Annotated in this window: 7 protein-coding genes and 4 tRNA genes; 7 read left to right on the top strand and 4 right to left on the bottom strand. The window is 40.2% G+C overall.

Features of this window, described 5'->3' with window-relative positions; translation table 11 throughout:
- From GW828_RS11610 to GW828_RS11580, 7 genes are all read left to right on the top strand, one after another.
- Positions 1-2,706: VWA domain-containing protein (locus GW828_RS11610; protein WP_273693318.1), on the top strand; the 2,706-nt coding region annotated here is incomplete at its 5' end.
- 82 nt (positions 2,707-2,788) lie between these two features.
- Entirely contained in the window at positions 2,789-4,966 is a 2,178-nt protein-coding gene (locus GW828_RS11605; protein WP_273058814.1) for a type I secretion system permease/ATPase, read from the top strand.
- Complete coding sequence (locus GW828_RS11600) at positions 4,963-6,345, top strand: HlyD family type I secretion periplasmic adaptor subunit (RefSeq protein WP_182697796.1); 1,383 nt, start codon at positions 4,963-4,965, stop codon at positions 6,343-6,345. The genes GW828_RS11605 and GW828_RS11600 overlap by 4 nt, the downstream gene beginning before the upstream one ends.
- 22 nt (positions 6,346-6,367) lie before the next feature.
- On the top strand, positions 6,368-7,780 hold the full coding sequence (locus GW828_RS11595) for a TolC family outer membrane protein (protein ID WP_182723120.1): 1,413 nt from the start codon (positions 6,368-6,370) through the stop codon (positions 7,778-7,780).
- Positions 7,780-8,385, top strand: a complete 606-nt coding sequence (locus GW828_RS11590; RefSeq protein WP_182723119.1) for an OmpA family protein — start codon at positions 7,780-7,782, stop codon at positions 8,383-8,385. Before GW828_RS11595 ends, GW828_RS11590 begins: the two co-directional genes overlap by 1 nt.
- Positions 8,386-8,471: 86 nt before the next feature.
- On the top strand, positions 8,472-9,122 hold the full coding sequence (locus GW828_RS11585) for a transglutaminase-like cysteine peptidase (protein ID WP_182743015.1): 651 nt from the start codon (positions 8,472-8,474) through the stop codon (positions 9,120-9,122).
- Between the two features lie 7 nt (positions 9,123-9,129).
- Entirely contained in the window at positions 9,130-11,052 is a 1,923-nt protein-coding gene (locus GW828_RS11580) for a bifunctional diguanylate cyclase/phosphodiesterase (RefSeq protein ID WP_273058817.1), read from the top strand.
- A gap of 431 nt (positions 11,053-11,483) precedes the next feature.
- Here the strand turns inward: GW828_RS11580 and GW828_RS11575 are convergent.
- From GW828_RS11575 to GW828_RS11560, 4 genes are all read right to left on the bottom strand, one after another.
- Positions 11,484-11,560, bottom strand: a tRNA-Pro gene (locus GW828_RS11575).
- 59 nt (positions 11,561-11,619) lie between these two features.
- Positions 11,620-11,696: transfer RNA gene (locus GW828_RS11570), tRNA-Pro, on the bottom strand.
- A gap of 26 nt (positions 11,697-11,722) precedes the next feature.
- Positions 11,723-11,798: transfer RNA gene (locus tag GW828_RS11565), tRNA-His, on the bottom strand.
- 51 nt (positions 11,799-11,849) lie between these two features.
- Positions 11,850-11,926 (bottom strand) — tRNA-Arg (locus GW828_RS11560).
- Positions 11,927-12,100 lie beyond the last annotated feature (174 nt).

The raw sequence follows: 12,100 nt of genomic DNA, 5'->3' as shown, positions 1-12,100 counted from the left end.
GCCCTGGCGAACGTGCACAATTTAGTCGTCGGCGCCTCAGATGGCGTCAACACCACCAACATTAACGTCACCCTCACTGAGCTTGATGTCAATGAAGCGCCTGTTATTGATGATTACAGCAGCACTATTAACGATTCGATTGCCAATGGCACTAGCGTATATGATGTGAATGATGCCAACACAGGTAACGATACCGATATTGATAGTGATAACTTAACTTACTCTTTCATTCTAGCTAATGGATCGAGCAGCTTAATTAGCGAAAATGGTGCATTTATTATTGATGCTCAGACTGGTGTCATTTCTGTTAATGACACGACACAAATTAACTATGACAATGGTAGCCAAATTAGCCTAACCGTTAAGACAAGTGATGGCAGCTTAAGTGATACTGCAATTGTGACCTTTGATCTTAATAACGTTGATGCTAACGATGACCTTCCTGGATCATCATATTCAGTGACCACAGGTTCTAATACCGCTTGGACTATTCCACAGTCTAATGGCGAGAATCTAATGACGATATCCGCTCGTAATGCTGATGGTTCTATGGGTGTATTAAACTATGAACCTGGTAATAATTTGCTCGGAGTAGCAGGATCTCCACGCAGCTCAGACCAAATTACTGGACAAATTGAATATAACTCAGCGACAGGCACCTCAGAGTCGGTTGTCATTGATTTTAATGGCCTAGTAAATAAAGCTGAATTCAGTGTTTCTAACCTGTTTTCAGATGAAAATAATGGCGAACAAGGAATTTGGAAGGCTTATTATAATGGCCAACTAGTCGCAAGCGACACATTCAAGACGGACGCTGGCAATGTGGGGACTTTCAATATTGACACTGGTAATATTGTCTTTGACCAATTAGTGTTTGAAGCAACACAGACAATTAATGAAGCAACGAATGGTAGTGTCTTAAGTGACTCATCTGATTACTTCTTAACCGGCATTACCGCGTCTGGTCCAGCTATTATGGGCACTTATATGGTCTCTGAAGATGGCGTGCTATCTATTACAGATACTAGCCTAGGCCTATTAAATAATGACTCTGATGCGCAAGGTCATACATTTACGCTAACAGGGGTGAATGGTGCAACAGTTACAGATGGTCAGATTGTTTTGCTAGATAGTGGCGCACTACTGACCATACACAGTGATGGTACCTATTCTTACGACACCAATAATGCATTTGAATCACTAACGGCTGGGGAGCTGTCAACTGATACCTTTACCTACACAGTAACAGATCAATATGGTGCTACAGATACAGCAACTGTGACTATAAATATTGTGGGAGAATCTGATCCTAGCTCAACTTATGTGAGCTATACCGGAAATCCTAACGATGACACGATTCAAGGAACAAACAATAACGATGTTATCGTTAGTGATCTGCAGTCGATAAAAATAGTTGATGGTGAATCTTACAATATTGCCTTCATTGTCGATACTTCTGGAAGTGTAGGTCGTACTCAGCTCGATATCATGAAAGCTCAGTTAACCTCAGTGTTTGATACGCTAAAAGCAAGCATAGGTGGTACGCATTCAGGCGTAGTGAATATTCTGTTAGTGGATTTTGATACTGGCCTTCAAGCTTCAGTTCCAGTCAACTTAGCTGACACCAATGCTCTTACGTTATTAGCCGCAGCACTCAATGCCATGGCTTCTGGTGGTAATACAAATTATGCAGCAGGCTTTGATGCTGCAACAAGGTGGTTCAACAGTTTAAGTGGTGGTGAAAACTTAACCTACTTTATTACCGATGGTTATCCTAATACCAATTCGAGTAGCGCTCCTGCAGCTTTTGCTAATTTGAATGCCATTTCAGATATCGAAGCTATCGGGATCGGCAACGGCATTAATTATACTACTCTACAAAATTATGATTCTAACAATACTCCAGTAACTGGTGTTAATGCTAACAACCTTGCCTCTGTTATTTTGGGTACTGAAACACAGTTACTTCAAGGTGATGATAATGTTGATGGTGCTGCTGGTAATGACATTATCTTTGGTGACTTGGCCCAGTTTGCTGGTATAACGGAACAAGGCTATCTCGCTTTACAAAGCTATGTTGCAGATAAAACAGGCCAAAACATTGCCGATATTGATGTAAGTGAAGTACATGATTACATTCGTGAACATGTAAATGAATTTAATATCAATAATCAATATGACGGTAACGATATTTTAAATGGCGCAGCGGGTAACGATATCATTTTCGGCCAAGGCGGCAATGATGTTATCTACGGTGGCGAAGGTAATGACGTGCTTATCGGTGGTTTAGGTAATGACACACTCATTGGTGGTCTGGGTAATGACACTTTTGTATGGTCTAAGGGCGATACTGGTACAGATACGATTAAAGACTTCGAAGTTAACAATGACTCTCTTCATATCAGTGATTTATTACAAAATGAACAGAACGGTAACTTAGAATCCTATCTTGAATTCTCGTTCAGTAACGGCAGTACGACAATTTCTATCGATGCCGACCTTAATGGCACTGTTGACCAATTGATTGTACTCGATGGTGTAGACCTATCGCATGAATACGGTAGCAATGATGAGGGCGTGATTATTAACGGTTTGCTTAATGATGGTGCACTTATTGTTGATACTGCAACAGCCAACCCAGCTCCGTCACCAGGAACCACTCATGCTGATCTATTTGATCAACATAATGGAAATATTATTCCTTAATAACAACACATTGACTGCGCCACATAGTATCATGCGGCGCATATTTGATAATTCTAACAATAATATTAAGGATAAAGATTAGGTGCCTAAAACTGCGTCTAACACAAGTGAGCAATGGACTATTTCGGCTGCCCAACGGGTAACGGTTGATCCTTTACTCGACTGTCTAGTGTTATTAACTGAACATTTTGGCAACCCTTGCTCAATAGATTCTCTTGCGGCAGGACTTCCGCTGTCTGGTGCAGTCATCACACCTGATTTAATCCCTCAAGCGGCTGGTAGAGCTGGATTATCAGCGAAGTTATCACGAAAAGATTTAAATCAAATTTCCAAAATTTTATTGCCTTGTATCTTATTATTAAAAGATAAAAAGGCATGCATTTTAAGAGAAATAGATCTAGAGCAAGACAAGGCAATTATTCAGTTACCCGAAACCGGTGGTGAAGATACTCTAACAATCGAAGGTTTAGAAACTCTATACGTCGGCTATTTATTTTTAGTTAAACAAGATTATCGCGGTGATAAAAGTTTTGATGTTCATCTACATGACAGCAAAACACATTGGTTAATGCAAAGCATCAAAGACTCTGCTCCTATTTACCGAGATGCGCTTTTAGCATCAGTATTAGTTAACCTTTTTGCATTAGTTTCACCACTCTTCATTATGAATGTGTATGACAAAGTGGTGCCCAATCTTGCATTTGAATCACTTTGGGTTTTAGCCATAGGTGCCAGTATTGCCTATATATTCGACTTTATTATGCGGCAGTTACGAAGCTATTTAATCGATATTGCAGGTAAAAAAGTCGACATTATTGTTTCATCAAAACTATTTGCAAAAGCCATTGGTATTCCACTGTCAAAACGCTCGCCAAGTGTTGGCGGTATGGCAAGACAACTAGGTGAGTTTGACAGTATTCGCGAGTTTTTAACTTCGGCCACCATAACTGCATTGGTTGATTTGCCGTTTGCACTATTATTTGTGCTCATCATCTATATTGTCGCGGGTGATTTAGCCATCATCCCAGTAATTTGCAGCTTAGTTATTATTGCGGTGACCTTTTATCTTCAACCTAAACTAAAACAAGCCATTGAAGAAAGTAATCGTTTTGCTAGCTTAAAGCATGGACATTTAATAGAAAGTTTAACCGCATTAGAATCAATTAAAGCTAATGGCGCCGAAGGCTTAGTGCAGAAAAGCTGGCAACAAATGATCGGTCATACTGCTAACTGGCAACTTAAAACTAAAAAGCTATCCAATTATGTGACTAATATTGCTAACTTCATGGTGCAATTAACTGTTGTCATGGTCGTGATACTTGGTGTGTACAGATTAGCTGACAACGAAATCTCTATGGGTGGGATCATTGCTGCAGTCATGCTATCTAGCAGAGCCATATCACCGATGGCACAATTAGCAGGCTTAATTACTCGTGGTAATCATACAATAAGTTCACTGCGCCAACTAGACGCTATCATGGAACAAGAAGATGAGTTTGAAGACAAAGGAAATCTAGCCAGTAAAGAACGGTTTATGGGCAAAATTGAAGCTGATAATATTAGTTTCAGCTTTCCAGGCTCGGAAAAACCAAGCTTACACCCTTTCTCGATCAGTATTAATCCAGGTGAGCGCATTGCCATCATTGGCCGAAATGGCTCAGGTAAAAGTACCTTAGCCAAATTACTGCTCGGATTGTACAAACCAACTCAAGGTAGTCTTCGCTATGATGGCCTTGATGCAGGACAAATTCACCCTAGCGATCTTAGACGTAACTTTGGCTACTTACCCCAAGACGTCACCTTATTTCACGGTACCATTCGCGACAATATTTTATTTGGATCTCGTCAAGTGACAGAGCATCAATTAATAAGAGCGATCCAGCTTTCTGGCGTGAGTATGTTTACTAACTTAGAGTCAGAAGGCTTAGACCAACAAGTGGGTGAAGGTGGTCTCGCACTTAGCCGTGGTCAAAGGCAAACCGTTGCTTTAGCAAGGGCAACATTAAATGACCCGTCAATATTATTAATGGATGAGCCAACGGCAAGCCTCGATGCTCGAGCTGAAAAACAGTTTATTCGCTCAATGCAGCTAGTGAGCCGTGAAAGAACCTTACTACTTATTACCCATAAAATGCATTTATTAAATCTTGTCGATCGTATTATTGTACTCGAACGTGGTCATGTTGTGGCTGATGGCCCTAAAGATGAGGTCCTAGCAAAACTCAATTCAGGGACCCTGTCTGGAGGCCAATCTTCATGAGTAAATATCTGACAACGAAAGATTTAGAAATGGTCGATGATGTTTATGGCGCCATGATGACCGATGCCCCGTCAGGGCATCGTCTTATTATTTGGTCGCTCGCGGCAATGATGATGTGTTTTTTTATTTGGGCATATTTCTCAGAATTAGATCAGGTGACGACAGGAACCGGTAAAGTCATTCCCTCTTCACAACTGCAAGTTATTCAAAGTTTAGATGGTGGTATTTTACAAGAGATCTATGTTCAAGAAGGTGGATTAGTGACTAAAGATCAACCTTTAGCTCGTATTGATGACACACGATTTCGCTCAGACTTTGACCAACAAGAGCAAGAGGTCTTTGGGTTACAGACAAATATTATTCGCATGCGCACTGAGTTGGATAGCATAATTATCTCTGACATGTCCTCAGACTGGCGCCAACAAGTGAAAATTACTAAGCAAAATTTAGTTTTTCCACAAACCATTATTGATGAAGAACCAGAACTGGTTAAACGTCAACAAGAAGAGTATTCCATTCGACTTGATAATTTAAGTAACCAATTAGAAATTTTAGCGCGTCAAATTCAACAACGACAACAAGAAATTGAAGAATTAGCTTCTAAAATCAGTACACTTACGACAAGTTATCAATTAGTATCTCGCGAACTCGAATTGACTCGACCGCTTGCTCGTAAAGGCATTGTGCCTGAAGTAGAACTCCTCAAACTTGAGCGCACCGTAAACGATATTCAGGGCGAATTACAATCTGTTAGACTCTTGCGCCCAAAAGTGAAAGCCGCTATGGATGAGGCCATTTTAAAACGTCGCGACGCAGTGTTTGTTTATGCTACCGATCTACGGGCACAGCTTAATGAAATGCAAACGAAATTATCGCGCATGAACCAAGCGCAAAAAGGAGCATTTGATAAAGTCAGCAAAGCTGTCATTACCTCTCCTGTTATTGGCACCATTAAAAAGATTAACTTTAATACTTTGGGTGGAGTTGTTCAGCCAGGCGAAGATATTATGGAAATTGTTCCTTCAGAAGATAAATTACTGATAGAAACCAAAATAATACCAAAAGATATTGCTTTTTTACATCCAGGATTACCTGCAATAGTCAAAGTGACTGCCTATGACTTTACTCGTTATGGTGGGCTAAAAGGAACGGTTGAGCATATTAGTGCCGATACGTCACAGGATGATGAAGGTAACAGTTTCTATATTGTAAAAGTAAGAACACAAGAATCCAGTTTAATGAAAGACGATGGTACAGAGATGCCAATTATTCCTGGAATGCTCACTTCGGTTGATGTCATTACAGGAAAAAGATCCATACTTGAGTATATTTTAAATCCAATTTTAAGAGCCAAAGATACAGCTCTTAGAGAGCGCTAAGAAGAACCAGGAGGGTTTTTTAATGACTATTACTACAACAAAACAGCAAAACAAGTTAACTGTTATAGCACTAACTTTGTCAATGCTGATAGCCCCGACAGCTTCAAGTCAAACACTTGAGCAAGCTGTTGCATATACACTAGATACAAACCCAGATTTACGTATAGCTTTTAATCGCTTTAAAGCACGTGAAGAGCAAGTTAATCAAGCTCAATCAGGATACATGCCGACACTTGATATCACAGCGGGTTATGGCTGGGAACAAACAGATAGTCCTTCAACACGTCGCCGAGCGGGTCAAGGTGATGTTGATAGTGACGGTATGATTGATTTAGAACGTGGCGAAGCCGGTGTTAGCATCAAACAAATGCTTTTTGATGGTTTTTATACCAGTAGCGAAGTCGATCGCTATTCATTTGAAGCGAGTGCAGATCAGTGGGCATTATTTTCTGCTGCTGAAGATACCGCATTGGATGTGACAAAAGTCTACTTAAACTACATCCGTAGTGAGCAAGTATTACTGCTGTCTGAAAAAAATCTCGCGAGTCATAAAGAGATATATGACCAAATAAAACAGCGTACTGATTCTGGATTGGGATCAACAGCAGATTTATCGCAAATTGCAGGCCGTCTCGCCCGTGCAAATGCCAATGTTATTTCAGCTAAAAACAATCTACAAGATGCCCGCGCAGCCTTTGTTAGAGTGGTTGAAGCACAGCCTGTTGACTTAATTCTACCTGTGCCTGATGCCGATTTGCTGCCTGAAAGTTTAGATAAAGGGATCATGTTAGCTAAAGCAAAACACCCAATATTAAAATCAGCAGAAAATGACATTAATGCTGCTAAAAAAGAGCGTAGTTCAGCCCAAGCTAACTATTATCCAAAATTAAGTTTAGAGCTTAACGGTAACTGGAATAATGATACCTCTGGTGAAGACGGCTATAGCGCGATTAATAGCCAGAACGTCAATGGCTATAATAATGACTTAGTCGCCATGGTTAGGATGAAATACAACCTGTTCTCTGGTGGTAAAGACACCTCTAAAGACAGAGAGAGCGCCTATAAAATCAATGAGGCAAAAGAGGTCCAACAACGCGCTTATCGTGAAGTTGTTGAAGGTATTTCTTTAGCTTGGAATGCCTATGAAATGTTAGCACCGCAAAAACAGTTTATTCGTGAACATGTTGTTGCAGCAAAACAGACTCAAGTCGCTTATGAACAACAGTTTAATTTGGGTCAACGTACCCTTCTTGACTTACTCGATACCGAAAATGAACTATTTGAAGCTCGTAAGGATTACTTACAAACTGAGTACGATGAAATTGCCGCTCGCTATCGAGTACTAAATGCAACTGGCGATCTACTTGACTCACTTCGAGTAACACGTCCAGGAGAATGGCGTGGAGAGCAGGATTATGAAGGAGGAGTAAAATAATGAAATACTTACTAGTTTTATTCGCATTGATAACGACTGCAGGCTGTTCGGTAACCGATATTGTTGAGTCGAATCCATCTACAACTCAACAATTTGATCTTAATGATAGTGACCGTGATGGCGTGATCATGGCCCGTGAACGTTGCGCTGGTACTGTTGTGGGTGCTGCGGTTGACAACTATGGTTGTGGCAGAATAACAAATATCAATGAACGCCAAGACTTAAAAATTCTATTTAGTAATAATTCTACGGTTATCGAACCTCAATATTATAACCAAATTGAAAAAGTAGCTAAATTGATGGAAACATATCCGACCACAAGGGTGACAATTGAAGGTCATACAAGCAAAGTTGGCAGTTATGAGCTAAATTTAGCGTTATCTCAACATCGTGCTAAAGCTGTCACTGATGTGTTAAAAACCACCTATGGTATCAATCCAAGCCGCTTAACGGCAATTGGTTATAGTTTTGATCGTCCTATCGATAACAGTGGCACACCAGCAGCAGAGGAACGTAATCGACGTGTAATCGCTGAAGTGACAGCTGATGATACTATTCCAGCAATGCGATGGAATATCTACACTGTAGATGAAGAAATTGACTAACGGACATACAAGGCATTGATTCTTTGAGTCGCGAAAGCAGCAAAGTAACCATATCGCTATATAAAAGGGTCTGCCATGTTTTTATTATGGCATCGGCCCTTTTAGTTTCATGTTTATTTGCCGCTCCGACACAAGAGTTAAACCAAGACAAAACCGTCGCTGCATTATCGCAACGCTATGGCGATCGCGCCGGATTACGGGCCAATGCTTGGTTTAATATCGTCAGAGATTCGCAACAACTTGCTGATATAGACAAATTAGAAAAAGTTAATCAATTTTTTAATTTATTTAGATTTATTGATGATCAAACATTGTGGGGCGACTCCAATTATTGGGCATCGCCAATGGAGTTTATTGGTGCCAATGGCGGGGATTGTGAAGACTTTTCAATAGCAAAATACTTTACGCTACTCCAGCTTGGTATTCCTGAAGATAAACTCAGAATAACCATGGTAAAAGCAACATCTTTAAATCAGTATCATATGGTTTTAGCGTATTATGAAAAACCAAATTCAATCCCGCTAGTGCTTGATAATTTAGATAAAACCATAAAGCTGGCAACAAAAAGAAAAGATCTTCTGCCTGTTTACAGTTTTAACGGTAAACAATTATGGTTAAACAAAGAAAAAGGTCGAGGTGTGTTAGCTGGCTCATCATCACGCCTTGAAAAATGGACTGACCTTAAACTTAGATTAGGTGTAGATCGCCTACGCCAACCAAAACTCAACATGGAGTAGTAACAACATGACCCTGTTCAGGCAGATCTATGCGTTACTTTTTGGGCTTTTCTTGCTAACAATTGCAAGTGTAGCCTATGTACAATTTTCAGAGACCCAAGGTTTCTTATCTAAACAGATGGAATCTGATCTTAATAATGCCAGCAACTCATTAGGACTGATGCTAACGCCTGTTTTAGAAGCGGGTGATGATGCCGGAGCTGAAACATTAGTCAATGTTATTTTTGAGGGCGGCTACTACCAACAAATTAAGTTAACTTGGTTAGTGGGTGGCAAGCAGCAGGTGTGGAATAACGCGGTACAAGTCGACAATGTTCCTCAATGGTTTATTGATCTTAATTTGTTTAAAACAATAAAAAAACAAACTACGATTACTTCAGGTTGGTTACAACTTGCCACGCTAGAAATTACCGCAAATCCAGGTTTTGGCTATCAAGAATTATGGCGGATTATTTCCGACATTATTATTCTATTTTCGATCTTATTCCTCATTGCTATTATCTGTGCAAGAGTAGGATTAAGCTGGATATTAAAACCATTAAATACCCTTTCTGTACACGCAAAAAAAATTGCTGAGCGCCAATTTGGCCCTGATATGCCAGCACCAAAAACCAAAGAACTCAAAGAACTAGTCAATGCATTTAACAGCATGTCTGCTCAGTTAAAACAAGTATTTAACTCCCTCGACGAAGAAGTCTCTGCATTAAGAAAGAAAAATCTCGTCGATCAAGTATCTGGACTGCCAAATAGACAATACATGGTAAGTCGAGTGAATGGCTGGTTAAGCGAGCCCAGTACCGGAGCGCTTTACTTAGTCAAAATGGATTGGTTAGAAGAAGTTCACAGTAAATATGGTTTCCAAGTTCGTGATGAGACAATTCGTATTCTGGCGGAGAAATTACAGCATCACCAAGATGAAATATCCTCTTCTGTTATTGCGCGGATTGCTGCGTACGAATTTGCCTTTCTTGTTGAAGACTGTGAACACGACCAACTGACTAAATATTTGCAGAGTCTCATACGCACTGTGAATAAAGAAATATCTAAATCTGGCTGCAAACCCAACGAACAGTTTTATATTGGTGTAGCAGAGCGTTTAGGGCAAATGACGGTATCTGATATGCTGGCCCAAGCAGATAACGCATTGCAACAAGCCATTAAAGACGAAAAGGTGTTCCATTGGTTTGAAAACACTCAAAAGCAGCTTTTTACTCGAGAAGAATGGCGCAGTAATTTAAACAATGCTATCAAGACCAGAAACTTCCAATTCCGTTGGCAGCCTATTCAGTTATGTGCCAGAGATGAAATTTGTCAACGCGAGCTATATTGTCAGCTGAAAATTGGCGAAACAACCCTGCACGCAGGTCAATTTATGCCTTATGTAGAATTGCTCTCATTAGGGACTATGCTTGATCGTTGCTTAATTGAAACCATCAATGAAAATCGTTTATTTGAACGTAATTATGAACGTGTTGCCATTAACCTCACCTATCAAAGTATAAGTGATACTGATTTCCATGTATGGTTAAAACAGTTCCTACGAGCCAGTAAATACGCCGATCGTATTTGTTTCGAAATTCCAGAAGCGAGTGTTTATAGCGACTTAGAATCTTGTGAAAATCTGTGTAAAGTCATTAGAGATTCTGGCGCCCATTTTGGTATTGACCATTTTGGTCGTCAATTTGGCTCTATGGCCTACTTACAAAGCTTACGTCCTAACTATGTCAAACTTGACCAATCACTGGCTTACATTGAAGATAATCAACATAACAGTGAATTATGCCGTGCGTTAGTCAATGTTGCTAAAGGATTAGATATTCAAGTTATTGTCACAGGGATCCAGGAAGCTGAACAATTAACAAGGTTTACAGATCTCAGAGTGGATGCCTATCAAGGCTTTATTGTACCGCCAGTGAATATAGACCTTTAAATTATATCAATGAATTGCTCGCTGAAAACTAACCACTCTTTTGAGTGGTTTTTTTATATCTCGGCGATTAGCTCACTAATTGATAGTGGTTAACATCTAAGCTTATGATCTTTAAAATTATATTTTAACATCTTGCCCAGAGTTCACGTCTAATGGAGTGGCCACAACACATTTAGGTTGATCTCTTGAACCACTGCTAGAAAGTTGTTGCTTGGGGGCGATACATCATTAGGCGCTAATACGGCCTATAACGCAGTCTAAAGAGCTCAATAGAGATAGGTAATTAATAGAACAGCACACCGATATTAATGCCCATACAATCAATTAGATTGAGAGTTTATAATGGTTGCTGAAGTAACAATATACCATTGGAATCATTATCGATTCTAGAAAAACAAAAAAGCCACTCATAAGAGTGGCTTTTTTAAATGTGGTCGGTGATAGAGGATTCGAACCTCTGACCCTCTCGTCCCAAACGAGATGCGCTACCGGGCTGCGCTAATCACCGAAATCTATTGTAAACTGTGCAGTAAACCAATTAATCAAGTTAACCTGTTCACTTAAATGTGGTCGGTGATAGAGGATTCGAACCTCTGACCCTCTCGTCCCAAACGAGATGCGCTACCGGGCTGCGCTAATCACCGAAATATACATAAAACAACGAATTGAATGGGGTGACTGATGGGGCTCGAACCCACGACAACCGGAATCACAATCCGGGACTCTACCAACTGAGCTACAATCACCACTGACTTTCAATTCTACTAACCAATACGACAGAAACTGTACTTGCCGAATGGTGCGCCCAGAAGGATTCGAACCTTCGGCCTTACCCTCCGGAGGGGTACGCTCTATCCAGCTGAGCTATGGGCGCTCGCCTTGGTTAGCGAGGCATATAATAGGGATAAAACAGCTTCACGTCTAGCCTTGATTTACTTTCTTTTGACTGACTGACTAACTTTTACGCGTTTAAGGCAACAATTAACCTGTTTTTTATCACTTACGACAATTATTAACCTTGTGTTTACATTTATTTCGCTTGGATCAC

It is taken from the genome of Shewanella vesiculosa (assembly GCF_009994065.1).
GTDB lineage: Bacteria > Pseudomonadota > Gammaproteobacteria > Enterobacterales > Shewanellaceae > Shewanella > Shewanella vesiculosa.
This window is presented reverse-complemented; position numbering and strand designations above follow the sequence as displayed.